The organism is Oerskovia sp. NPDC060338, assembly GCF_042726295.1.
GTDB lineage: Bacteria > Actinomycetota > Actinomycetes > Actinomycetales > Cellulomonadaceae > Oerskovia > Oerskovia merdavium.
This window is the reverse complement of record NZ_JBHXCQ010000013.1, coordinates 1-23,764: the sequence shown is the minus strand read 5'-3', so window position 1 is coordinate 23,764 and position 23,764 is coordinate 1. Positions and strand designations below refer to the sequence as shown.

Genomic DNA, 23,764 nt, shown 5'->3' with positions numbered 1-23,764 from the left:
CAATGCCCCATGTCCAAGATCCTCACCACCCCGGCAGAGGCCGTGGTCGGCCAGAAGGTGCGCGTCGACGACGCGCGCAAGACCTGGACGGTCCAGGCCGTCAGCGAGAACTTCACGGCCCTCGTCCACGACGCGAGCATCATCCTCGAGACCCGCTGCGGCGACTTCCGACTGCGCGTCTCGCGCCTTCGGGGGGCAGCAGCATGACCGCCACCTTGACCCGCAGGCCGGTGCGCGTCGCACCGACCGTAGCGGCGTCCATCCTGGACGAGCGCTGCACCACCCTCGCCACCGAGCCCACCCCGGACCTCGACACACTGCGGTACACGCTCGCCGCCGCCCTCCGCGTGGGCCGCGTCGCCGCGATCGCGACCAACCTCACCCGGCTCCGCGACGAACTCGACCGCGACGTCCAAGACCTCTACGACCACATGGAGGCCCTCGACGCCGAGCTCACGGCCTACATGTGGGCGCACCTGACCCTCGGCCTGACCGAGGCCGACGTCCTGACCTACTGCGCCAACCTCTTCAACACCTACACCGGCATCGCCGACTACCTCGGCCCCCGCGACGTCGCCACGATCCGCACCCGCCTCGCAGGCATGGCGCTCGCGGCCTTGCAGGGCTGGTCTGCCCGTCTCGCACGGACGGCGGCGACCCGATGAGCGACCAGCACGTGAATGCGGAGCAGATCCGCGTCACCCTCAACTCGACCTCCGCGATCGCCGCGCACCTCGGCATCGTGCTCGACCAGGACGGTCACGAGGTCACCGCGCCCGAGGGCGCGACCCTCCTCGAGGCCGTCGCACACCTGCTGTACTCGCGTCATACCCGTGACCGGTTCGGCGCGTGGGACGAGCTCACCGACGAGGCCCGCGCTTGGTGGGCTGACATCGCGACCGACGCCGCCCTCGTCGATGCGCCCACCGTCCCTGTCATCGCGGAGCGCCTGTACAACCTCCTCGGCCGCCGCCCGCTCACCTCACCCTGGGCCAGCTTCTCCCGCGGCGAGCGCGCCCGCTGGATCATCACCGCCCAGCACGTCGCCCGCCTCATCGCCGACGCCGACCCGGGCTCGTTCAACCCGGGCCCCGAGACGGTGTCCGACCCCGCTGGCAACCGCGGCGTGTGCGTGTCCTGCGCGGACAGCGTTGGCTACCTGTCGTCGCGTGACCGGTGCGACGGGTGCGAGGCTCTCCCCGGGTGCTCATGCGACCTCAGTGCCGGCATTACCGCCGCGCACGCGCTCTACTGCCTGGACAGGCGCCAACCGGCCGCGCCCGCCCCGGTGTCCGACGCCTGCTCTCACGCGGCGACGCAGACGCACGCCGGTATCACGACGCCCTTGTCCCCCGCACCGTTGACGTTCACGACCCCCGCGGACTTCGAGGAGCACCTGACCGCCGCCATGGAAGACGTCGGCCTCGTGTCGGTCCTGATCCGCGACGCCTACGACCGCCCATGGATCACCACCTGGGACAGCGATGGCGACGCATTCGCCATCTCCTACCCCGAAGAGAGCGACAAGGGCACGATGCCCGAGCCCTCCACCTACCACGGGCCGACCACACTCCCCGCCTACCCCGTCCGCATCATCACCGAGGAGATCAAGCCCGAGGGCCCCCGAGCCCACCCCGCCCCGGTGTCCGACACCAGCCTCGAAGAGGCCGAAGGGCACGCCCAGTTCGACGCCGTCGAGGACCCAACTCTCATGGCCCCCGACATCCGACGCGAGGACGGGTACACGCCGACGATCGACGAGGTCCGTACCGCGCATCGAGTCGCACTCCGAGGCGTCGTAGAGCCCGATGCCGCGGACGCCGCGTTCGCCCGGTTCCTGGCCATACTCCCTGCCCCGACCGCCGCGGCGGACGAGGCGACACTGGGCGACCTGTGGGATGACGGCAACGCGGTCGGGCTCGACGGCTGGGTTGGTCCTGGCCGCGGTGAGGACGTCGACGAGCACGCCGTCGACAGGCGCGAGAAGGCCGTCTACGACGCCCTCGCCCGCCTGAGAGGAGAAGCGCGTTGATCCGGCGCCTGACGCTATGGCGTGTTCGCCGGGCCAAGCGCTTCATTGCCCGGACGCACGTCACGACCGACCCGGCGTGCGCCCACGCGAACCTCCCACGCTCGGGGAGTCGCCTCGACGCGGCCTCACGAGGGACGGGCTGCTCGCCGTGCCGGAGAGGAGCAACGCGATGACCACCCCCATCGACAAGGCAGCCGAGTCGCTGCTCCCCTGGTGGGGACTGCGCGGGCAGCAGGGGCTTCTCGAGGCCCAGGCTCGTGCCGTGTTCGCGTCCATCGACGCCGACGAGCTCGCGCGTGCCATGGACCCGGAGGCGTTCGAGGACCACCCGATCGAGGCACGCCGGCCGCTCGCCGCACTCCAGTGGGCTGCCCGCCGCAAGATCGCGCTCGACCACGCCGAAGCCGCCAAGGCACACCTGCAAGGGTCGACCTGATGGCGCTCGCGGCCCGCCCGTGCCTGTATGACGGCTGCACCGAGCCCGCTCGCCTGTACGTCTCGGGGTGGCGGTGCTCGGTGCACGGTCCTGCTGTGCAGCCTGTGCCGCCGGCCGGGACGACGGCGGTCGAGCTGATCGAGCAGGCGCACGCCCGTCATGTCGCGGACACGGCGGCCGCGAAGGTCGCCGCGATCGCCCGGGCGGACGAGGTGCGGGCGAGGCAGGCCGCTGTTGGGCTCTGACTTCCTGCTCCTGACCTGCCGGTGCGGGGCCCGGTACACCAACCGTCTGGGCGCCGCGCAGTCCCACAAGGACGTCTTCGGCCACTGGCCGATGGAAGCACCCGCCGCGCCCCGGCCGAGTCCTCAACCCCCACCCAGTACCACCGACGAAGACTGACCCAGGAGCCCCACCTCGTGCCCTACTTCATGTCCGACGACCAGCTGCCCGTCAGCCGCAAGGTGAAGAAGCTGACCGCTCCCGTGCTCGCCGGTGACCACTCGGGTCTTGCCGCGCTGGGCATGTGGAACCTGGCCGGCGCCTCCTCGCAGGCCACGGGCACGGACGGTCTCGTGTCCATCGTCGACCTCATCGGGACCATCTACGTCAAGGCCACCGCCGAACAGCTCGCCCACCTCCTGGTGGACGCAGGGCTCTGGCACGCGCCCGGACACGACTGCCCCCGATGCGACCCCGTCCCCGCCGGGCACTACCGCTTCCACGACTGGTGGGACATGCGCTACAAGCCGGCCGCCGTCATGCGCGAAGCCTGGGCCAAGGGCAAGGAGAACAAGCTGCCCCACGTCGTCAACGCCGTCTGGTGGCGCGACTGCATCGACCCCACCGACCCCAAGGGTAAGAACCGTGCCCGCTGCCGCTACTGCAAACGCGAAGTCAACCGCTACGACGCCAGCAGCAAAGACCTCGACGGCCGCCCCCAGCTCGACCACGTCGACCCCGCCTTCGCCGGCGGCGTCACCAACCTCGTCGTCTCGTGCGCCGGCTGCAACAGGCGCAAGGGCGCCCGCACCCCCGACGACGCCGGCATGACGCTCTACCCCGCACCACGCGCCCCCCAGGAGCAGGACACGGCCGCAGTCGCCTCGCCGGGAACCCCCGCCGCAGACACGACGCCCGCAACCGCCCACCACACCCACACCACGGCACCAGCGCCAGCAGAGCCCACACCGGCGCTCGCGGCTCCTGTGGCCCCCGTGGTGGCGTCAGAGCCAAGCCTCCGGGAAGCCTCGCTTGAAGCCTCCCCGGAAGGTCCTCTCGCGCACGTACACGCGCGTGGGCCTGGGCGCGCACCCGGGTCAGGGTCAGGGACAGGGTCTGGTCAGGGTGAGGGTGTGGGAGAGGGTTCCGCCCAACGCTCCACCTCGAGATCTCGTCGTCGACGTCGCGGCCGTGGCGGCAAGCCCACGACCAACCAGGCCCGCCCGCCCTCCTCGATGAACGCCGGCCCTGCGCCCGTCCTGCACGACCCACCCACTGGCGGCTCGCCATGGAAGACCTGGTCGGGTCCGGCGTCCCCGATCTCCACCGAGAACGTCTGCGCGTTCCACGGCCACCACCTGCCCTGCCGCTCCTGCGCCACACCCGGAGGAACCCCCTGATGCCCGCACCCTGCCAGACCCACGACTGGACGCAGACCACGGACGAGGTCCCCCCGGCCTACGCCTGCGCGAGGTGCACGGCGACCACGACCGGGTGCCGCGACTGCGGGCGAGCTCACGAGTCCTCGCTCGTGATCTGCCCCCGCTGCCTGACCCGCGCGCTCGGGCTCCTCGACGACATCGGCACCTACCTGCGCGCCATGTCCGACGTCGCCCGCGTCACCCTCGGCCTGCGCTCGGTCCGCTACGACCTGGTCACGACCCGCTCGGCCGGGAACGTCGAGCGCCTGGACCACGGCCTCGACGTCGCCTACCGCGAAGCACGGGCCGCCTCAGGCCCGGGGTCGATCACCACCCAGCAAGGAGCGATGGACCTGCTCGAGTGGTGGGTCGACGACTGGGTCGAGAAGTCCGGCGACCCGGCCGGCGCGTGGGACACCCTCGCCTACCTCGAGGCCCACACGGTCTGGGCCGCGCACCAGCACCCCGCCTGGCCCGAGTACCTCGCTGAGCTCCGCCGGACACGCGCCGTCGTGCGCCGCCTCGCTGGCCTCGCACCCGAGCCCGAGCCCGCACCGTGCGTGCACTGCGGCGGCCGCGTCGTGCGCGACTGGTCCGAGGCGGACGGCCTGTCCGACGTCGCCCGCTGCACCGGTTGCCACACGACCTGGGGCACGCGCGGTGCGTTCGTGGCCGCGACCCGCACGCACCTGCCCGACCTCGCGGCCACCCGCCCCGGCGCGCTCGTCACCGCCCAGCAGGCCCGCGAGATCTACCCGCACCTCAAGGCCGGCACCTGGCGCCAGTGGGTGCACCGCGGCCTGGTCACCGCGGTCGATACAGACAGGTATGGCCGTCCGCTGTTCGAGCTCGGCGCCGTGGCCGCCCGTGTCGTGGAAGGTGCGCCCCGGGCCCAGCGTGGTCTATCCTCGCTGTAACGCTTCCGGGTGCTTGGCGTACCCGAAACAAGCCGAAGGCCCGACCGTCGCCTCGCTGACGGCCGGGCCTTCGTTGCGTCCCCACCCTTCCCGCCGTCGCCCGGACCGAGTGGGCGCGGGGCACCGGCGACGGCGGGAGGTGCCACGATGCGCGGTCGCAGCGGTCATGCGTGGCGTGAGCTCGTCCGGCTCCTGTGCCCGCCCGGCTCCTACTGCCAGGTCGACGAGTGCGAGTACCCCTCCCGCGAGATCCTGTTCGACCTGCGCCCCCGTCACCCCCAAGGCCCAAGCCTCGATCACATCGTCGAGCTGTGGGAGGGCGGCGCCGAGGAAGACCCCGACAACCTGCAACCGGCGCACCTGCGATGCAACGTCCTCAAGTCGGCCCGCCGCCGGGCCGAGCACCGCGCCGCACTGACCCTGGCCACGCAGCGCGCGACGCGCGTGACAGCGATGGACGAGCAGCCCCGACCGAAGCGATCAGCACAGGCATTCGACCCAGACTGAGCCGCAAGACACGACCACTCGGGAGCGTCCGCGCAGGTCAGCGCAGTTTTTTGAGAGTTCGCCTGCGTGGAGACCCTCGCGTGTCCATTTTTCTCAACACGCACAGTTCAGGACCTGTAAGGCCCTTCACCGGGCAAAGGCTCGCGGGGAGGGGGCAGCCGTGACCGCGTCGCACGACGTCGATGTCAGCAAGACCCCAGGCACGACGGGCTACCGGCGAGGGTGCCGCTGCCCGGAGTGCATCAAGGCAAACGCGACCTACCTGCGTGACTGGCGCGAGCGCAAGCGCCAGGCCGCGCTGCCCGACGTCCAGCTCGAGCAGGCTCCGCTCGTCGTGCACGTCCCGGACGAGCCCGACGACCCGGCCCCCGAGGAGACTCCCCGCGCCTCGGCCGGTCCGATCGAACGGGCGCTCGCGGCTGACCTCGAGCGCGATGACGGCAAGCCTGACTTCCTGCGCGCGGTCGCCGTCACAGTGGCCCGCTCGCTCGACGGCGCGGTCAAGGCCCAACGGCACGACCTGGTGTCCCCCCTTGCTCAGCGCCTGGTCGACATCGGCGGCCGGCTGTTCGCGCCGAAGCCTGACGGCGCCGGAGAGCTCAGCGAGGAGGAGAAGCGCGAGCGAGTGCTCCAGCTGATCCGGGGCGGAGCCGAGGGCGAGGAGGGTGCGGCAAGTGGCACGTGATCGTCCCGAGGCGATCCCCCTGTTCCACACACCACGCCACCCGACCCGAGAGACCACGGGCCACCGCAAGGCCGGCGTCGCACGCGCGATGGGGCGCCCGTTCATCCCGTGGCAGCGCGAGCTCGCGGACGTGTGGGGCGAGATCGACCCGGCGACCGGCACCTACTGGTATGACACGCTCGTCCTGATCGGACTGCGGCAGATCGGGAAGACCGAGTTCACGATCGTCGAGGGGACCGAGACCGGCCTGTTCGAGACCGACGCCCTGATCCGCTACACGGCCCAGACCAAGGGCGGTGCGGCGTCACGGCTCGAGGATGAGTTCTGGAAGAAGATCCACCGGTCCCCGCTCGACATGTTCCTCGACCACTCCTACGGCCGGCGCACGGGTAAGCCGGGGTGGGACGGGACGACCGGGTCTGAGTGCATCCGCTTCACGACCGGCGCGAAGTGGGAGGTCGAGGCCCTCAAGGAAGAGTCGGGTCACGGCCCGTCTCTGACCAAGGGCATCATCGACGAGGCGTTCGCCCACCTCGACGCCCGAGTCGAGCAGGCCATGCGACCGGCCATGCAGACGATCGCGCATGCGCAGCTCGTCATCGCCTCGGCGGCCGGTACGTCCAAGTCGCTCTACCTGCGCGCCAAGCAGCTCCAGGAAGAGGCTCGGTTCACCTCGCTCGTCGCACAGTACGGGCCGCTCGGCCCCACACGCTCGCGGACCATGTTCGTCCAGTACGCCCTACCGAAGACCATGGACCCGAACGACCCGAAGTCGTGGTGGTACTGCCACCCGGGCCTGGGCTGGCTCACGACCGAGGCAAAGCTCGCCGCCGCGCTCGAGGCGTCCGAGGCCAACCCGTGGGAGTTCTACCGCCCATACCTGGGGTGGTGGCCCGACGAGAAGAAGGACGAGTGGGCACTGCCCGAGGCGTCGCTGCGTGCGTGCGCCGAGCTGGACCCTGAGGCACCCGACTGGACCGGGAGGCCGGTCTACGGCATAGACGTCGCCCCCGACCGCTCGGTGTCCACACTTGCGCTCGCGGCCGCGGCCGCGCACCCCGAAGCGCGCGCATGGCTCGAGACCGTGCGCCAAGACCCCGGCACGGCATGGGTCGTGGCCGCAGCGAAGAGGATGCGCGAGACGTTCGGCGGGCGCCTGGTCGTCCTCGACGGCGGAGGGCCCGCGGCCTCGCTCGAGACGGACCTGGTCAAGGCCGGGTTCGAGGTCGTGCTCCTGTCCTCGCGCGAGGTCAACGCCGCGTGCGGGGGCCTGTGGGACGACGTCACCCAGATCAACATCCGACACGGCGGCGACGTCGAGCTCTACGCCGCAGCGAAGGCCGCCGCGAAGACCTCGAGCGGCGACGCCTGGCGGTGGGGGCGCAAGCGGTCGATGGAGGACATCACCGCCCTGTACGCCACGACCCTCGCCCGGCACGGGTTCCTCACCCGTGCGCCGGCGGACTACGACCCGGCCGACTCAGTGGTCGGCCCCAAGAAGGAGGACGCGTGAACCTCACGACCCTGCTCGACCTGCTCGGGTCGCTGCTGCTCGTCCTGGCCCTCGCCGTGCTCCTGTGGCCCATCAGCCCAGCCCTGGCGCTCGCGGCCGTGGGCGCGGGCCTGCTGGCTCTGTCGTGGCTCGTCGACGGCGGGCCACGGCTGCGCCGCTGGTGGGCTGTAAGGAAGGGGAAGCGATGAGCTTGTTCCGGCGTGCGAGCGGCGCGCACGAGGTGCTCTCGATCGGCCGGCAGGCACGGGCTCGGGGCCGCGCGGTCCGCTCGACCGAAGCTCGGCAACAGTCCGTCGTGTGGGCGGCGTGTCGGCTGCGCTCGGACATCTTGTCCCTCATGCCGGTCGACGTCTTCCGCAAGGTAGGCGCGATCAACGTCCGCGTGCCAGCCCCGCCGGTGCTCGTCACACCATCGTTCTGGACCGATGGTGATAGCCAACCGATGTCCATGGGTGAGTGGCTCGGGTCGAGCCAGATGGACCTGGACACCCACGGCAACGGCTTCGGCGTGATCCGCGCCGTAGACGCTCTGGGCAAGCCCGCACAGATCGACCTCGTCCAGCCCGAGGACATCACCGCCCGGATCAAGGACGGGCGGATCCTGCACTACCGGATCGCAGGAGAACGCACCGACCCTCGCCATGTGTGGCACGAACGCCAGTTCACAGTCGGTGGCCTCCCGCTCGGCCTGTCCCCGATCGCGCACGCCGCACTCAGCATCCTCGGCGCCGCCGGCGCCCAGACGTTCGCGACCGACTGGTTCGCGAACGGCACGGTGCCCTCGGCGCACCTGAAGAACACCCAGCTCGAGATCCCCGACCCGGCCAAGGCCGAGGCGATCAAGGCGCAGTTCAAGGCGACCGTAGCCGCCGGCGATGTGTTCGTCTCCGGCAAGGACTGGACGTACTCCCCGCTCGCAGCCAAAGCCGCCGAGTCCGGGTTCATCCAGCAGATGGAGTACACCGACGTCGCGCTCGCCCGGTTCTTCGGCGTGCCCGCCGACATGGTCGACGTGCAGTCCTCGGGCGGCAGCATCACCTACGCGAACGTCATGCAGCGGAACCTGCAGCTCCTCGTCATGAACATGGGCGGCGCGATCAAGCGGCGCGAGGACGCCGTCTCGACGCGCATCCTGCCGGCGTCGCGGTTCGCGAAGCTCAACCGGAACGCGGTCCTGGCGATGGACGCCAAGACTCGCGCCGAGCTGTTCAAGCTGCAGGTCGACTCTCGCCAGCTCGCCCCCTCCGAGGCGCGCGAGCTCGAGGACCGCGAGCCCTTCACCGAGGAGCAGCTCGCCGAGTTCGACCGGCTGTTCGGTGCCCGTAGCCAGGGCCAGCCGCAAACCACCCCGACGGGAGGCAACACCTGATGGACCCCGAGCTGATCGCACGAACCGGGCACTCGCGTGCCCAAGGCATGGCGCAGCGCGCCGACCGCCCACGACAGCGCCGCTCCGCCGAGCCTCAGGGCTCTCGCGCCGCGGTGCACGTGGGCGGCGTCAAGATGTCGCTACGCGCAGCCGGCGACGACGAGTCCGGCCCACTCGCGTTCACCGGCTACGCATCGGTGTACGAGCGCGGGTACGAGATGTGGGACTGGTACGGGCCGTACACGGAGATCGTGACCGAGGCCGCTGGCGCCGAGTCCCTCGCCCGCTCCGACCTCGACGTGCCGCTCGTTCTGCAGCACGAGAGCCTGCGGCGCATCGCGCGCACGACGAACGGCACGCTGCTCCTGGCCGAGGACGAGACGGGTCTGCGTGTCGAGGCCCCTGCGCTCGACCCCCGCGACCAGGACGTCGCGTACATCGCGCCGAAGATCCGGGCCGACCTCATCGACGAGATGTCGTTCATGTTCCGGATCACGCTCGGCCAGTGGTCGCCGGACTACACCGAATACCGGATCCAGAAGTTCGACATCCACCGCGGCGACGTCGCAATCGTCGGGTACGGCGCCAACCCCCACACGGGCGGCTACCCCGACCTGCGCGACCAGGCCGCGCCCCAGAACCTCCGCATCGACCTCGGCCTCTCGGTCGAGGACGTGCGGCTGCGTGCGCTCGTCTGAGCCCCCGCACCCCTGCTGCTCGCACGCGCTGCTCGAGCTCCGCCCCGCGCTACGGCCTGGGGCGGCCGACTGGCCCCGTCGACTGGCGCCCCCGCACACCACACCGCCCCGCCGGGGCACCATCCGAAGGGAGAGGTCATGGACCTCGACAAGCTCATCGCGCAGGCGCGCGAGAAGATCAACGCGCGCATCAACCTGCGCAACCAGTACGCCCAGGAGCTCGACGCGCTCCGCGGCAAGACCGAGCCGACCGCCGACGACAAGACGAAGACGGAGGAGCTGCGCGGCAAGAAGGCGGGCATCGACACCGAGCTCGTCACCCTCGACGAGGAGCTGCGCGCGCTCGAGGACGAGAAGAAGGCGGACGACGTCCTCGCTCGCCTGGCCGAGCGCGTCACCCCGGTCGACACCGGTACCGGTGCCCGCGCCGGGGAACGCCCCGCCGAGTCCCGTGCGGGCTCCGGATTCGAGGTCCGCGAGGGACGCGCCTACTCGCGCGACAGCGACCCCAACGGACGGCAGTTCCTGCGCGACGTCGCCCTCGACTTCCTCCGCATTCGGGGCGAGCACAGCCAGCGGCTCGCCGCGCACGAGCAGGAAGAGCGAACCGTGCGCGGCGACCAGATCGAGGTGCGCGGCGTCACCACGGGTGGTGCGCCCGGTCTGGTCGTGCCGCAGTACCTCGTCGACCTCTACGCCGCCAAGGGCCGGGCCGGGCGCAAGTTCGCTGACCAGTGCCGCCGGCACAACCTGCCCGAGACGGGGATGACGGCGTACATCCCGCGCCAGACCGCCAAGACCATCGTTGGCAACCAGGCCGCCGAGCTCACGCCCGCGGGCAACAACGACTACGCGAACGAGGACATCGCCGTGCCGATCCGCACGGCGGCCGGTTCGCAGAACATCTCGCGTCAGTCGGTCGAGCGAGGCCTGGGTACCGAAGACATCGTGTTCGAGGACCTGCTCAAGGCGTTCGACGTGAACCTCGACTCGACGATCATCAACGCCTCCACCTGGGGCCTGCTGGCCGTCGCCAACACGATCACGTACACCGACGCCGACCCGACCGCCGCGGAGCTCTACCGCAAGATCCTCGGCGCCGGCGCGAACGTCGAGGATGTCCTGCTCGACCTCGACGAGGACGACCTGCTCACCCTCATGCGCGGCCGCCGCTGGTCATGGCTGCAGGGCGAGATGAGCGACAAGTGGCCGTTCATCGCCGCCCAGGGCGTCCCGGCGCTCGCGGGCGGCACGTCGAACGGCTCCGGCTACCCGGCTGGTGTCCGCGGACGCCTGCCGAACGGCGGCGACGTCGTGACGGACAACAACCTGCCGAATGGCCTCGGCACGGGGGCGAACGAGGACGTCGCCGTGGTCGTGGCCCGCCAGGAGGCGCACCTGTGGGAGGACCCGTCCGCTCCGATGTACATCCGCGCCGAGACCGGCCCGAGCATGAACAACCTCGGGATCGACCTCGTCGTCTACGGCTACTACGCGGCGTGCTTCAACCGCGTCGTCGACGAGCAGGGCGCCCCCAAGGCCGTGCACCAGAAGATCACCGGCACGGGCCTGGTCGCCCCGGTCTTCTGACCGATCGCGTGCCCGCGCCCTGAGGGGTGCGGGCACGCCCCGCACGAACCACACGAGACAAGGGAGTACAGCCATGGGAGCACCGACCCACCAGAACGCGGCCGCCGCACGCGCAGGCGCCCGCCAGGACCGCAGCGAGCTGCGCGCCGCGCTCGTCAGCGAACGCGCCGGCTACGTACAGCGAGGCCGTGACGACGGGATCGCAGCCGTCGACGCCCAGCTCGCCGCGCTCGACGAGGACGACCTGGGCGACGTCGACGACGAGGACATCGACGCGGCCGAGATCGACACTCTGCGTGCCGCGCTCGATGAGCTCGTCGTCAGGAACATCGAGCTCGGCGAGGAGGTCGACGCCCTGCGCGCCGAGAACGAGCGTCTGATCGCGCTCGTGCCCGACGTCCCGTCGACCTTCCCCGAGGAGCCGGCCGTTCCTGCCGAACCTGCAACGCCCGTCGAGGAGTCGGTGACCGGCGAGTCGCCCAAGGGTCGTCAGCGTCGCTCCGCGGCCGCGGCCGCCGAGCCGAAGGCGGACTGACCGTGGCCACGGACCCGGCCTGGCCGATCACGGGTGCGATGGTCGCGGCGGACATGTCGTGGCCGCCCTCACGCGTGGGCGAGCTCGAGCAGTACGTGGCCGCCGCGGTCTCCAAGATCGAGGTCAAGGTCGGGCCGTGGCACGGGCAAGAGCTCACGCACACGGTCACGGCGGTGACGGTCCGTCCAGCGATCGTCCTGCCGTGGCCATGCGCGAGCATCGACAGCGTCACCGTGGACGGTGCGCCCCTCACCCCGTTGACAGCAGACCCCGAGGCCAGCCTGGTCTACGGGCCGCTCGGGCCGGGGCGCATCGTCGTGACCGCGACCGCGCGGCCGCCCGGCACGGTGCCGCCTGAGGTGATTCTCGCCGGGCAGCGCCTCGCGGCATTCCTCGCCGGACCGACGAAGCTCGGCCCCAAGCGGCCCGGTGCCGCCGGCAGCAACGAGCGCGACGTCGACGTCCTGGCCGGGTTCGCCCTGCCGCGTCAGGTGTCCGAGCTCATCAAGGACTACGTGCTGCCCGGGGCGTTCGCATGACGACCGGTGTCGGCATGTACCGCTCGATCGGTGCAGCGAGCTCACGCGTCAAGGCCGCCCTGCACGAACAGATCACCGCGGCGCTCGCGGCCGCGGACGAGACCGAGGTCGACATCGCGTTCGGGTTCCGGTGGCCGGCGCAGTACCCCGACGAGGTCGCGGTGACCGCGGTGCGCGCCACCGACGTCGGTGAGGGGACAGTCAGCCCCGAACGTCGCCGGCAGGTGCTGGTCAGCGTCGATGTCTCGATCGTGTCCTTCCGTGTGACCGACGACGAGCGGGTACCGCACGAGCGGGCCTATGGCCTGTTGGACGTGATCGACGCGCATCTGCGCGAGGGCCCCACACTCGGCGGCGCCGCGCTGTGGTGCATGTCCGATGACCTCGCGTCGGACGGCGCGACGCACGAAGAGGAATCCGAAGAAGGACGCATCTGCGAGGTCTCTGTGACGTTCGCAGCCCGCGTGATCGTGACGAGATGAGGAGGACCGACGTGGCGAAGTTCAAGAACGTGAGCCCGCTCGGCGCGCTCGACCTGGCCCTGGTGGGCAGGGTCGTCGCGCCCGGCGAGGTGGTCGAGGTGAGCGCCGCCCAGGCGCGCCACCTCGAGGGGCAGGCCGACTGGCAGGAGGTCCTGCCTAAGCGGGGCGGGCGCAAGCCATCGAGGCCGGACGAGGCCGGCGCGGTGGGCGCCGGCGACGACGAGGGAGAGGAGCAGCCCGATGGGACTGCAGAGTGACTACACGGTCGGGCTCGCGCGCGAGACGACCTACGGCACGGTCGCCGTGCCGACGAGGTTCTTCGAGGCCGAGGCCGACCTCAAGGAGAAGCCCGAGACGAAGCAGGGCGCGGGCATGCGCCCCGGTAACCGGGTGGCGCGTGCTGCGCGGCGCACGGTCGTCAAGCGGGCCACGGAGGGGAAGGTCACCCTCGACGCCTCCACGCGCGGTCTGGGGTACCTCCTGGCCGCGTTCTTCGGCGTCTCCACGAGCACCGAAACCGCCCCGTCCTCGGGCATCTTCCAGCAGGTCCACACGCTCAAGCGCGACGATTTCGGTCCGTCGTACACGATCCAGCAGGGTATCCCGCGACTGGGGTCCTCGACGACGGACGCGTTCACCTACACCGGCGCACAGTGCTCGACGCTCGCGATCGAGGCGAAGGATGCCTCGATCGTCACCGTGACCACCGAGTGGGTTGCGCGCGAGCTCACGCTGACCCAGCCCTACGCGGCCCCTTCCTACCCGGCGGCCGAGGACCTGCTGACGTTCGTCCATGGAGGGCTGTACGTGGGCGGCGACGCTTTCACCGCGCCGACGGCCACGGCGCCGGCCACGGCCGGCACCCCGCTGGCAACGGTCCGTTCCGCCTCGGTCGAGCTCGACAACGGCCTCGACGAGAACGGGTTCAACCTCGGCGGCGGCGGCCGGCGCACCCGGCCCGCGGCCTACACCGGCGGCAAGGATGACGCAGTCTCCGGCTCGTTCGAGATCGAGTACACCGGGCGCGACCTGGTCGACGCCTACCTCGACCAGGAGCAGCTCACCATGCTGCTGCAGTTCGAGGGCCCCGCGGAGATCGCTACCGGCGTCAAGCCTCTCCTGCAGATCGCGGTGCCCGCAATCTTCCTCGACGGGGACCTGCCGACTGGCAACGGCGGCGACGTCATCACCGTCTCGCACGACTGGACCGGCCTGCAGGGCGCCGGCCCTGAGCCGGTATACGCCGTGTACCGGACGCTCGACACGGCGGTCTGACCCGTGGCGCCGGGCGGCGGGCCAGAGATTGAGCTCGACACCTCGAACGTCCGCGACGTCGTAGCGGCGGTCAAAGAGTTCTCTCCGGCCCTCGCCCGGCGTCTACGCAGGGACCTGCGCTCGACCGGCGACGAGATCATCGCCGGTCAGAAGGCGATCCTTGCGGGCCCCCTGCCGGGCTCCGTCGCCGTCACCGGCCGCAGGACCCGACTGGTCACTCCCAGTGACGGGCGACGCGCGTACCTGCGCACCGTGAACGTCTACGAGGAGCGCGAGCGCACTGCCCGCGACCGCAAGAAGGGCATGCGCCGCAAGATCGCGGCCGGCCTCAAGACCCGCGTCGTGACGGGCAAGACCCGGCAGGGCGTGAGCGTGCGAACCACGCGCTCGATCTCCGGGCCCATGGCCAACACCTGGCAGGCGAAGCGGTTTCGTCACCCGGTGTTCTCCCACGCGGGCTCGACGTTCGTCGACCAGGCCGGGCAGCCCTACTTCTGGGGGCCGGCCGTCGCCGGGCGCGAGCGCGCAGTACAGCAGATCGACGCCGCGATCGCCGCGGCGCTCGCAGAGATGGAATGACGAGAGGACGACCAGTGCGCATCATCATCAACGGCGAAGAGCTCGAGGGGAAGATCATCAACACCGCCTCGACCAGGGCGGTCCAGGCGCTGCAGCGTGCGACCGGTCTGAAGATGTCCGAGCTCATCGCGAAGGCCAACGACACCGACGCTCTGGACAGTGAGCTGTGGAACCTCAAGGCGTGCGAGTTCCTGACCGAGCACTCGCGCGGACGGTGCGTGAGTTGGGACAAGGTCTGGGACCGTCCCATTCCGCAGGTGCTCCCCGACGAGATCGACGAGCGCCGGGCCGCGGAGGCCGGCGAGACCGACGAGGGCCCTACCCGAGCGCGGACGGGTTCCCCGGCAGACGCCGCACCCGCCGCGCACGCACCCAAGGGCAAGACCCGAAAGTCGAGCGGCTCCTCGAAGAAGAACCGTGGCTCGAAGACCAGGTCCGATCCCGCCTCCTGAACCTCCTCGATCTCTTCCCCGGGATGACTCCACCTGTCGTGGCGGATCTCGAGCTGCACGCCTGGTTTGCCACGGCGCTCGCGGTGGACGAACACGTCGCGCAGGTGAAGAAGGTGGCACAGGCCAGCGCCCGGCGGGCGCGGACGGGCAGACGACGACGCTGAGGGGCGGTGCACGGTGAGCAAGGGCAAGGACTTCGTCGTCAACATCATTGGTGACACGGGTGGTGTCGACAAGGCGTTCGAGACGTTCAAGGACAACGCGGGCAAGGCCGCGGTCGGGGCAGCTGCGGCGTTCGCCGCCGTCAAGGTTGGTGAGGCGCTGGCCGCTGGTCTGGACGCTGGCGCGCTCGAGGACAAGGTCGCCGCCTCGCTCGGCGCCTCGGCCGCCGAGGCCGAGCGGTGGGGAGATGCAGCAGCCGGCGCCTACCGCGCCGGGTGGGGCGAGACGATGGAGGACGCCTCGGCCGCGGTCGAGAACGTCGTCGGCAACATCTCCTCGATGCGCACGGCGGGCGGGGCTGACATCGAGGCCACGACCTCGAAGGCCCTCGCCCTGGCGCAGGCGATGGACGTCGACGTTGCCGAGTCGACGAAGGCCGCGGGCATCCTCATCTCGAACGGTCTCGCGCCAGACGCGAACGCCGCGTTCGACCTCATCACCGCGGGCCTGCAGAAGGTCCCGACCGCGATGCGCGGCGAAGCCCTCGACGCCATGTCCGAGTACTCGGTGAACTTCGCGAACCTCGGGATCTCCGGTGACGAGGCGATGGGCATGCTCGCCGGGTCGGCCGGCATCAGCTCGATCGCGCTCGACAAGACCGGCGACGCGATCAAGGAGTTCACGATCCTGAGCCAGGACACTGCCCGCATGGGTCCGGTGTTCGAGCAGCTGGGCCTCGACGCGCAGTCCATGTCGACTGCGATCGCGGGCGGCGGCGAGGGCGCGAAGGCCGCGTTCGGTCAGATCGTCACCGGGCTGCAGGGCATCACGGACCCGTCCGCGAAGGCCCAGGCCGCGATCGCGCTCTTCGGGTCGCCAGTCGAGGATCTCGGCATCAACGAGATCCCGGCGTTCGTCGACGCTCTCGCTTCCGCCTCCACCGGCCTCGGTGACACGAGCGGCGCGGCGGACGCCATGGCTACGACCTTGTCGAGCAATCCGAAGGCTTCGGTCGAGTCGATGCGGCGGTCCTTCGAGGGCTGGCAGCAGGATCTCGTTGAACTGCCCGGACCGCTCGGTACCGCCGCAGTCGCGACCCAAGCATTCGGTGCTGACGCACTCGCCCTCGGCAGCAGCGTCGCGATGGGCATCCTCGCACTGTCGCAGATGAACGTCGCGGCTGGCATCGCCAAGGCAGGGCAACTGGCGGGCGCGGTCGCGACCGGTGTCTCGACGGCCGCGCAGTGGGCATGGAACGCGGCCCTGTCCGCGAACCCGATCGGCATCGTCGTGGTGGCGATCGCCGCCTTGGTCGCTGGCCTGGTGTGGTTCTTCACGCAGACCGAGGCCGGCAAGGCGGTCGTCACGGCGGTCTGGGGCGGGATCCAGTCCGCGATCGGCGGTGTCACGGGCTGGTGGACGAACACCGCGCAGCCTGCCCTGGCGGCCGGGTGGAACGCGATAAGCGGGTTCTTCCGGGCCGGCGGCCAGGTCGTCGGGTCGGTCATGTCCGGTGCGCTCGCGATCATCACGAAGGTCTGGTCGTACTCCCCGATCGGTCTGATCACCGGCAACTGGGACTCGATCATGGGGTTCTTCAAGGGCATCCCAGGCAAGGTCGGCACCGCGCTCGGTGGCGTCGGCGACGCGATCAAGGGCGCGTTCAAGGGCCCGTTCAACGCGGTCGCCGGCTTCTGGAACCGCTCGATCGGCAACCTCCACTTCGAGGTGCCCGACTGGGTGCCAGGCGTGGGCGGCAAGGGGTTCTCCTTCCCGAAGATCCCGATGCTCGCATCCGGCGCCGTCGTGACCAGCGCGACCCTCGCCATGATCGGCGAGGGCCGCGAGCCCGAGGCGGTCCTGCCGCTCTCGCGCCTCGACGCGATGCTCGACAACACCAACCCCCAGGGCCGGGCCGGCAACAGCAACGGCGGCCCGCTCGTGCACATCAACACGTACAACGCCGGCCCGGCGTCCTCGAGCGAGGTCGCCCGCGATCTTGCCTGGCAGATGGGACGGTGACCATGATCGAGATGCTCACAGCCGCGATGTCCCTGCGGGCAGCACCCCCCGAGCTGAGCCCCTGGCAGGCCCAGCTCGGGGACCTGCTCCTAGGTCCCGGCACCCCCTACGACATCACCCACCTGTCCGGCCTCGACGAGCTCCCCCCGATGCGCACCTCGGACGAAGAGCGCCCCTGGGCTGACGGCGAGTTCGACGGCGACGACTGGGCTGCGGCCCGCCCGATCGGGCTCGGCCTCGAGATCATGGCCGACGACGAGACCGGCGTGACCTACGACCAGGCGCTCGCGGCCCTGCGCGCGGTCATGGTGCCCACTCGCGGCGACCTGGTGTCGCTGTGGGTGCAGCTGCCCTCGCGCGCGGTCCTGCGGTGGGATGTGAAGGTTCGCCGGCACCGCATCATGACCGATGCGTCCTACGAGATGGGTCTCGCGGTCGCCGAGGCGGAGCTCTACGCCCCCGACCCGGTCGGGTACGGGGCGGAGGTCACGGCCTCGACTGGGTTTCGGGCCATGACTGGCGGGCTCGAGTTCGACCTGTTCACTGACGGCACGAGCGATACCGGCTTCCTCGAGTTCGGTGAGGCGGGGTCGACGGGGCGTGTGGAGCTGTCCAACCCGGGCACGGCCGAGACGTGGCCCGTGTACGTAGTGGCTGGGCCGTCGCCGGCGTTCGAGATCCTCGACGTGACCACTGGTCGGCACCTGCAGTACACCGACGAGGTGCCGGCGGGCTCGAGCGTCTCGCTCGACTCGGCGACCGGGCTCGTCCTGCTCGACCAGGTCGCCGACCGGTCCGGTGCCTTGGTGCGCCGAGAGTGGTCGTCGATCCCCCCGGCCTCGACGTCCTCGGTGATGTTTCTACCGCTGGGCCCGGCCTCACCGGCGGCGACGCTGACGGTGACCTGCTCCCCGGGATGGTGGTGAGCACGTGCTGTCAGTGATTGCGGGAGAGCTTCGCACCGGCAAAGTCCTGGCGACGCTCCCGGCCACCGGGGCGGGGTGGTCGATGGCACTCAACGACGCGGGCACGGTCGAGGCGACGGTGCCCCTGCGGGCCCGGGACGTCCGCGCACGCCGCGACCTGCTGTCCTACCTCGAGCCCACGCGATGCTTCCTGGGGGTCGTCGCAGACGGCGAGCACGTGCTCGAGGCCGGCCCCATCTGGAAGCACTCCTTCGACGACGCGGACGGGAACCTCAAGGTTGGCGGGGCCGGGCTGCTGTCCCTGTTCGACCACCGCAAGGTCCTCAAGGTCCTGGACCCAGGCGAGCGCGTGCAGGACACCGCCGTCACGTTCAGCGGGCTCTCGCTCGGCACGATCGCCAAGCGGCTTGTGCAGCTCGCGATGTCCCACGCCGGCGGGTCTCTGCCGATCATCTTGCCCAACGACGAGGCCGGCGCCGCCGAGCGCACCTACCCCGGTTTCGAGCTCGGATGGGTCGGTGAGCGGATCCAACAGCTCGCCGACGTGATCGGCGGTCCCGACGTCGCGCTACAACCACGCTTCACCACCGACCGCACCCACGTTGAATGGGTCCTGCGCACCGGCACCACGGCCGCGCCGCTGCTCACCCAGTCCGGCGCCGACTGGCAGTGGGACCGAGGCGTGGCCCGCGGGGGCCTGACCGGTATCAGCGTCGACGTCGACGCCACCCGCATGGGTTCCCGGTCTTGGGCGATCGGTGCCGGCATGGAGAGCGCCCTCATGCTCGCCACCCGCACCGACCCGGCCATGCTCGCCGCGGGCTACCCGCTCCTGGACGTCGAGTCCTCCCACACCTCGGTAACCGAGCAGTCCACACTCGAGGACCACGCCACCGCCCTGGCCGAGATCTCTCGGCGGCCGTGGCAGACCTGGGGGCTCAAGGTGCGGGCCGACCAGCAACCTCGCCTCGGCAGCTATCGGCCGGGCGACTGGTCGCAGGTACACGTGCCGGACGCGCACGTCTACTTGACCCCCGGTGCCTACCGGACCCGGATCCTGGCGATCTCCGGAGACCTGACGCTCAAGGTGAGTCTCAAGCTCGCCCCGACGATGGAGGCCCGGTGAGCACGAGCGACGAGCAGGGATGGAAGGGGCGGGGGCGCGAGTCGGCGCAGCCCATGGGTCAGCTAATCGACCACATTCGTAGGCTCGGCGAGCGACTGCGCGCCCTCGAGTCCTCGTCGGCGCTGCAGTCCGCGGCGATCAGCCGCGGCGGCCTGGTCATCCAGGACGGCGGCGGCCTGACCGTGCGTGACGGCGGCGCGATCCGAGCGGAGTATCCCGACGGCTCCCCAGCGATTCACTTCGGCCCGCTGCACACCGGTGCCGGCGTACCGGACGGGGTTGGCCTGCACGTGCAGGCACCCGACGACGGGACCGGCGGCGCTGGACAGGGCGACGATGTCTTTCGCGCCAAGGTCTTCCCCGACGGCACGACGGCGGTCATCCTCGGCCAGACCGACAACGCGATCGGGCGCCTGTGGGGGCGCCTGGGGTACGTCTGGCTGCAGGCCGAGACCGACATCAACCTCGAGGCCCCCGCGGGATGGGGCGTCCTGCGGGGTGCGAACGCGTGGCTCGAGGCGAAGGCCGGCACCGCGACCGTCAAGGGATCGGCCGGGATCGCCGTCGAGTCCGGCGGGCAGATCCAGCTCAAGTCCGCGACCGGCCTCGTCTTCGTCGACCACACGACGACCAGCGCGGCAGCGAACTGCTATATCGCCGCCACTGGGGCGATCATGCGCTCGACGTCCTCCCGGCGGTACAAGTGCGAGGTCGAGGACGCCGTCGTCGACGTCGACGCGGTCCTCGCGCTGCGCCCGCGCACCTGGCGTGACCGGGCCGAGGTGGACGACAACCCGGAAACCACAACCCGCTACGTCGGATTCATCGCCGAAGAGCTCGACGACCTGGGCCTACGCGACTACGTCATCTACGACGACCAGGGCGACCCCGAAGCGATCGCCTACGACCGGCTCACCGCAGCCCTCGTCCCGGCCCTGCGACAACAGCAGAACCAGATCACAGACCTGCAGGCCCAGGTCGACGAGCTCCGCAAACTCATCACACCGAAGGAGACACTCTGATGCCCCTATTCCGCGGCCTCTTCGTCCGCAAGGACAGCGCCCGGGGCACGACACCTGTCGAGGCACGCAAGGCGCTCGCGGGCATGGTCGCCCCGCTCGGCGCCGTCGGTGCACGCCCTGGCCTGCTTTCCGGTGGCAACGTCACCGGCACGGCAGGGTGGGCGTACTCCGTGCCCGCATTCCACGCGGTGCTCACGCGCGGCGCCGCCGACGGCGTGGTCCTGATGGGCAACGACGGCCCGGTCACCGCGCCCACCGACCCGTCGCCGACGACCGGGGCGCGCATCGACATCGTGTACGTGCGGCATGCCGACGTCGACGCCGGCGACCCGACGTCCGCGCCCGCGGTCGACGTCGCCAGGGGTGCTGCTTCGGGGTCGCCGCAACCGCCCTCTCTGCCGGCCGGGGCGCTCGAGCTCGCTCGCGCGACGGTCGCTGCGACGGCACTCTCGACCCAGCACGCCGGGGTCACGATCACCCAGAGCGCGCTGCGAACAGCGCTGCGTGGGACACCGGTCCCAGTGCGAGACGCGGCCGAGCGCGACGCATACCGGTCCGCACATCTCGCGGCCGGGGGGGCGCTGTCCGTTCGTGCCCCGCTTTCGGTCGTCCGTGACGACACCGGGGTCGTCGAGACCACCAGCGGTGCGGGCTGGGTTTCGTGGCCTCATGGCGGCCTCACGCGCAGATTCAGCCGGGCGGCAACCTCGGATGCCCAGGTCTCCTCGGGCGGGCTCATCGGCCTCACGGGCGGGACGATCGAAGGGGCTCGTGCCGGGGTCTGGAGGATCAGCGGCCGCGCCAGCCTCTACACCAGCGGCTCGAGCTGTGTCGGCGCGGCCTACGTTGAGTGGGCATCGGGCGGCGGGGCGCCCTCGCACGAGTTCGCCCGGTGGGATCTACCGAACACGGGCGGAACCTATCCGCTGTCGCCGTGCGTGGAGCGCACGATCGTCCACCCAGGGGGCGACCTCATGATCGGCGTCGGCTATCGCCGTGACGTCGGTGCCTTCTGGGTCACCGGCGCCAGCTCCGGCCTGACGGTCGTCGAGGCGACCTATCTTGGCCTGGGAGTGTGATGACACCACCTCCCGCAGGCACCCCGTGGTGGGCGTGGCTGCTCGCCGTCTGGTACCGGGACCTGTGATGAGCGACGCCGTCGTGATCCAACTCATCGCGACCGCGGGGCTGATCCTGGTCGCGGCCCTTGGGAAGGTCAAGCTTGACCGGATCGGGCGCGACGCACGCGAGGCGCGCGAGCAGACCGCGAACGAGCACGCGGACGCCGAGTACCCGAACCTGCGCGACGAACTCACTGCCATGCGTGGCGACCTGTCTGCCGGCCTCGACCGCCTCGAGGCTGGGCAGAAGCGCCACGACGGGGAGATCGGCGGGATCCGTCACACCCAGCGTCAGCAGACCGACGCCCTGGCCCGACTCGACGAACGCATGGAAGGCCGCGACGCCGAGCAGCGCCGCGAGCACGCCGTCCTGGCCAAGAGACTCGACGACCACCTCACCGTCGCCGACTGATCACACCATCCACGGGCCCTGACACGCACCGCGTCGGGGCCCTTCGTCATGCCAGGAGGCACCAGATGGCTACCTACCCGAACGGCGAGATCCCCGACAAGGCGCTGACTCGAACCTCGACTGGGCACCTGCTTCGAGCCGACGCCGCGGCGGCGTTCGAGGCTCTCGCCGCGGCGTTCGCCCGGGAGTTCGGCAAGCCGCTGCTGGTCACCGACGCGTACCGACCCAAGTGGGGCACGAACGGTCAGGTCGAGATCTTCGAGGACCGCTACCCGCACCCGACCTACCAGGGCATCAACGACCAACGCGGCCCATGGAAGGGCAAGCGATGGTGGCGGCGCAAGAACACCGCAGCCGCCGCCGTGCCCGGCACCTCCAACCACGGGTGGGGCCTGGCCCTCGACCTCGGCTCGAACGTCAACAACCTCGGCACCCGCGAGCAGCTGTGGCTCGTGGCGAACGGCCCCCGCTTCGGGTGGGTCTGGCCCACCTGGGCCCGCAAGATCCCCACGCTCGAGCCCTGGCACTACGAGTTCATCGGCACCGTCAGCTTCCCGATCGGCGGCAGCACGGCCGGCTCCATCACCAGCCCGACCATCCCCGGCGCACCTGCGCCCATCGAGGAGGAGGACGACACCATGCTCGTCATCGCACGCACCAAGGCCGACCCGCAGGTCTGGATCGGCGACGGCATCACCCGCCGCCGCATCGCCACCCAGGACACCCTCAAGAACATCCAGTGGCTCGCCACCAACGGCCTCCTGCGGGTCGCGAAGGCAGGCGCGGTCCAGACGATCGAGGACCTCTGGGTGCTCGGGCACCCGATCGCCGACGACCTCTCCACCGTCCAGAGCGCCGTGGCCGCCGTGCCCGGCGCCGTGTGGGGACACCGTCTCGAACACACCCTCGCCAAGGGCCCCACCGGCAAGCCCGCGACCGTGGCCGCCGGCGACCTCCTGCGCTACGAACCCGCGGAGCAGGACGCCACCCGCAAGGTCACCGCCGAGCTCGTCGCCGCGATCCCCGGCGTCGACCCCGCGGCCGTCTCCGCGGCCGTCAACCAGGCCCTCTCGGGCCTGTCCATCACCCTGACCACCAAGGGAGCCCCCGCATGAGCACCCCGACGTCTCCGATCTCCGACCGCGCCGTGTCCTACCTGCGCACCGTCGTGCCCGTCCTGTGGGGCTCGGCCGTCGCGTGGCTGCTCACGGTCGTGGTCCTGCCCGCCGAGGTCACCGACCTCCTGACTTCCGACCTCGCGATCACCGCCATCACGGCCCTGGTCGTCGGCGCCTGGTACATCGCCTGGCGCTGGGCCGAGCCACACATCCCCGACTGGCTCACCCGACTCGTCCTCGGCTCCGCCCAGACCCCGATCTACGCCCGCCACGCCAAGATCGGCACCCTCGAGTACATGCCCCCGACGTCCGGCACCCCACCCGGCGTGCTCGAGCGAGGCGACCACGTCACCATCACGGCCACCGGCCAGCGCGGCAAGGTCTTCTATGTCGAGCAGCGCGAGGACGGTTGGCACTACGGCATCCGGCTGGACGGCTCCGACCTGGTCGCAATGTTCCGCCCGGACGACCTCGCCTGACCTGCGCACGACGTAGCCCCGCCCTCCCTCGGGCGGATTCCAGCGGTGGTCGCAACACGTTCGGCGTTGATGGTACGGGCCCGGCCGCTCTAGCGGCCGGGCCCGTACTGTTCACAGGAGTGAT

At 70.8% G+C, this 23,764-nt stretch carries 30 protein-coding genes; all 30 read left to right on the top strand.

The features are described 5' to 3' along the window. Positions 1 to 9 precede the first annotated feature (9 nt). The 30 genes from ACFWGN_RS16245 (at position 10) to ACFWGN_RS16100 (ending at position 23,640) form a co-directional block, all read left to right on the top strand. The gene (locus ACFWGN_RS16245) at positions 10 to 207 is read left to right on the top strand and encodes a hypothetical protein (RefSeq protein WP_377618228.1); all 198 of its coding nucleotides are present in this window, start codon (positions 10 to 12) and stop codon (positions 205 to 207) included. Then, on the top strand, positions 204 to 665 hold the full coding sequence (locus ACFWGN_RS16240) for a hypothetical protein (protein WP_377618227.1): 462 nt from the start codon (positions 204 to 206) through the stop codon (positions 663 to 665). Before ACFWGN_RS16245 ends, ACFWGN_RS16240 begins: the two co-directional genes overlap by 4 nt. Further along, the gene (locus tag ACFWGN_RS16235) at positions 662 to 2,032 is read left to right on the top strand and encodes a hypothetical protein (protein ID WP_377618225.1); all 1,371 of its coding nucleotides are present in this window, start codon (positions 662 to 664) and stop codon (positions 2,030 to 2,032) included. The genes ACFWGN_RS16240 and ACFWGN_RS16235 overlap by 4 nt, the downstream gene beginning before the upstream one ends. A gap of 169 nt (positions 2,033 to 2,201) precedes the next feature. Next, positions 2,202 to 2,468, top strand: a complete 267-nt coding sequence (locus tag ACFWGN_RS16230; protein WP_377618223.1) for a hypothetical protein — start codon at positions 2,202 to 2,204, stop codon at positions 2,466 to 2,468. 95 nt (positions 2,469 to 2,563) lie between these two features. Beyond that, complete coding sequence (locus ACFWGN_RS16225; protein WP_377618221.1) at positions 2,564 to 2,713, top strand: hypothetical protein; 150 nt, start codon at positions 2,564 to 2,566, stop codon at positions 2,711 to 2,713. 174 nt (positions 2,714 to 2,887) lie between these two features. Next, positions 2,888 to 4,090, top strand: coding sequence for an HNH endonuclease (locus tag ACFWGN_RS16220; protein ID WP_377618219.1), 1,203 nt, complete (start codon positions 2,888 to 2,890; stop codon positions 4,088 to 4,090). Then, positions 4,090 to 5,028, top strand: a complete 939-nt coding sequence (locus tag ACFWGN_RS16215) for a hypothetical protein (protein WP_377618217.1) — start codon at positions 4,090 to 4,092, stop codon at positions 5,026 to 5,028. The genes ACFWGN_RS16220 and ACFWGN_RS16215 overlap by 1 nt, the downstream gene beginning before the upstream one ends. 147 nt (positions 5,029 to 5,175) lie before the next feature. Continuing rightward, positions 5,176 to 5,535 carry an HNH endonuclease gene (locus ACFWGN_RS16210; protein WP_377618215.1) on the top strand — a complete coding sequence of 120 codons (360 nt, stop codon included), beginning with the start codon at positions 5,176 to 5,178 and terminating at the stop codon, positions 5,533 to 5,535. Positions 5,536 to 5,695: 160 nt separating this feature from the next. Beyond that, complete coding sequence (locus tag ACFWGN_RS16205) at positions 5,696 to 6,220, top strand: hypothetical protein (protein ID WP_377618213.1); 525 nt, start codon at positions 5,696 to 5,698, stop codon at positions 6,218 to 6,220. Next, positions 6,210 to 7,733 (top strand): hypothetical protein, encoded by a 1,524-nt coding sequence (locus ACFWGN_RS16200; RefSeq protein WP_377618211.1) that lies wholly within the window; start codon positions 6,210 to 6,212, stop codon positions 7,731 to 7,733. Before ACFWGN_RS16205 ends, ACFWGN_RS16200 begins: the two co-directional genes overlap by 11 nt. Further along, positions 7,730 to 7,921, top strand: coding sequence for a hypothetical protein (locus ACFWGN_RS16195; protein WP_377618210.1), 192 nt, complete (start codon positions 7,730 to 7,732; stop codon positions 7,919 to 7,921). The genes ACFWGN_RS16200 and ACFWGN_RS16195 overlap by 4 nt, the downstream gene beginning before the upstream one ends. After that, complete coding sequence (locus tag ACFWGN_RS16190) at positions 7,918 to 9,102, top strand: phage portal protein (protein WP_377618208.1); 1,185 nt, start codon at positions 7,918 to 7,920, stop codon at positions 9,100 to 9,102. Before ACFWGN_RS16195 ends, ACFWGN_RS16190 begins: the two co-directional genes overlap by 4 nt. Next, on the top strand, positions 9,102 to 9,800 hold the full coding sequence (locus ACFWGN_RS16185; protein WP_377618206.1) for an HK97 family phage prohead protease: 699 nt from the start codon (positions 9,102 to 9,104) through the stop codon (positions 9,798 to 9,800). The genes ACFWGN_RS16190 and ACFWGN_RS16185 overlap by 1 nt, the downstream gene beginning before the upstream one ends. A 138-nt stretch (positions 9,801 to 9,938) precedes the next feature. After that, positions 9,939 to 11,390 (top strand): hypothetical protein, encoded by a 1,452-nt coding sequence (locus tag ACFWGN_RS16180; RefSeq protein WP_377618204.1) that lies wholly within the window; start codon positions 9,939 to 9,941, stop codon positions 11,388 to 11,390. A gap of 73 nt (positions 11,391 to 11,463) precedes the next feature. Next, on the top strand, positions 11,464 to 11,925 hold the full coding sequence (locus tag ACFWGN_RS16175) for a hypothetical protein (protein ID WP_377618203.1): 462 nt from the start codon (positions 11,464 to 11,466) through the stop codon (positions 11,923 to 11,925). A 2-nt stretch (positions 11,926 to 11,927) separates the two neighbouring features. Further along, positions 11,928 to 12,464: a hypothetical protein gene (locus ACFWGN_RS16170; RefSeq protein WP_377618201.1), complete on the top strand. Its 537-nt coding sequence runs from the start codon at positions 11,928 to 11,930 to the stop codon at positions 12,462 to 12,464. Positions 12,465 to 12,478: 14 nt separating this feature from the next. Continuing rightward, the gene (locus ACFWGN_RS16165) at positions 12,479 to 12,946 is read left to right on the top strand and encodes a hypothetical protein (RefSeq protein WP_377618199.1); all 468 of its coding nucleotides are present in this window, start codon (positions 12,479 to 12,481) and stop codon (positions 12,944 to 12,946) included. Positions 12,947 to 12,957: 11 nt separating this feature from the next. Continuing rightward, positions 12,958 to 13,203 carry a hypothetical protein gene (locus ACFWGN_RS16160; protein ID WP_377618197.1) on the top strand — a complete coding sequence of 82 codons (246 nt, stop codon included), beginning with the start codon at positions 12,958 to 12,960 and terminating at the stop codon, positions 13,201 to 13,203. Further along, complete coding sequence (locus ACFWGN_RS16155) at positions 13,187 to 14,221, top strand: phage tail tube protein (protein WP_377618195.1); 1,035 nt, start codon at positions 13,187 to 13,189, stop codon at positions 14,219 to 14,221. The genes ACFWGN_RS16160 and ACFWGN_RS16155 overlap by 17 nt, the downstream gene beginning before the upstream one ends. 252 nt (positions 14,222 to 14,473) lie before the next feature. Next, the gene (locus tag ACFWGN_RS16150; protein ID WP_377618193.1) at positions 14,474 to 14,800 is read left to right on the top strand and encodes a hypothetical protein; all 327 of its coding nucleotides are present in this window, start codon (positions 14,474 to 14,476) and stop codon (positions 14,798 to 14,800) included. 14 nt (positions 14,801 to 14,814) lie between these two features. Then, complete coding sequence (locus ACFWGN_RS16145; protein ID WP_377618191.1) at positions 14,815 to 15,252, top strand: hypothetical protein; 438 nt, start codon at positions 14,815 to 14,817, stop codon at positions 15,250 to 15,252. A 38-nt stretch (positions 15,253 to 15,290) separates the two neighbouring features. Further along, positions 15,291 to 15,416 carry a hypothetical protein gene (locus tag ACFWGN_RS16140; protein WP_377618189.1) on the top strand — a complete coding sequence of 42 codons (126 nt, stop codon included), beginning with the start codon at positions 15,291 to 15,293 and terminating at the stop codon, positions 15,414 to 15,416. A 13-nt stretch (positions 15,417 to 15,429) separates the two neighbouring features. Beyond that, positions 15,430 to 17,436: a hypothetical protein gene (locus tag ACFWGN_RS16135; protein WP_377618187.1), complete on the top strand. Its 2,007-nt coding sequence runs from the start codon at positions 15,430 to 15,432 to the stop codon at positions 17,434 to 17,436. Beyond that, entirely contained in the window at positions 17,433 to 18,362 is a 930-nt protein-coding gene (locus tag ACFWGN_RS16130; RefSeq protein WP_377618185.1) for a hypothetical protein, read from the top strand. Before ACFWGN_RS16135 ends, ACFWGN_RS16130 begins: the two co-directional genes overlap by 4 nt. Positions 18,363 to 18,444: 82 nt before the next feature. Further along, on the top strand, positions 18,445 to 19,488 hold the full coding sequence (locus ACFWGN_RS16125; protein ID WP_377618183.1) for a hypothetical protein: 1,044 nt from the start codon (positions 18,445 to 18,447) through the stop codon (positions 19,486 to 19,488). Next, positions 19,485 to 20,510: a tail fiber domain-containing protein gene (locus tag ACFWGN_RS16120; RefSeq protein ID WP_377618181.1), complete on the top strand. Its 1,026-nt coding sequence runs from the start codon at positions 19,485 to 19,487 to the stop codon at positions 20,508 to 20,510. Before ACFWGN_RS16125 ends, ACFWGN_RS16120 begins: the two co-directional genes overlap by 4 nt. Further along, the gene (locus tag ACFWGN_RS16115; RefSeq protein ID WP_377618179.1) at positions 20,510 to 21,589 is read left to right on the top strand and encodes a hypothetical protein; all 1,080 of its coding nucleotides are present in this window, start codon (positions 20,510 to 20,512) and stop codon (positions 21,587 to 21,589) included. Before ACFWGN_RS16120 ends, ACFWGN_RS16115 begins: the two co-directional genes overlap by 1 nt. Before the next feature lie 67 nt (positions 21,590 to 21,656). Further along, positions 21,657 to 22,043: a hypothetical protein gene (locus tag ACFWGN_RS16110; protein ID WP_377618177.1), complete on the top strand. Its 387-nt coding sequence runs from the start codon at positions 21,657 to 21,659 to the stop codon at positions 22,041 to 22,043. Positions 22,044 to 22,108: 65 nt separating this feature from the next. Continuing rightward, positions 22,109 to 23,158, top strand: coding sequence for a M15 family metallopeptidase (locus ACFWGN_RS16105; protein ID WP_377618175.1), 1,050 nt, complete (start codon positions 22,109 to 22,111; stop codon positions 23,156 to 23,158). Further along, positions 23,155 to 23,640: a hypothetical protein gene (locus ACFWGN_RS16100; RefSeq protein WP_377618173.1), complete on the top strand. Its 486-nt coding sequence runs from the start codon at positions 23,155 to 23,157 to the stop codon at positions 23,638 to 23,640. Before ACFWGN_RS16105 ends, ACFWGN_RS16100 begins: the two co-directional genes overlap by 4 nt. Positions 23,641 to 23,764: the final 124 nt, after the last annotated feature.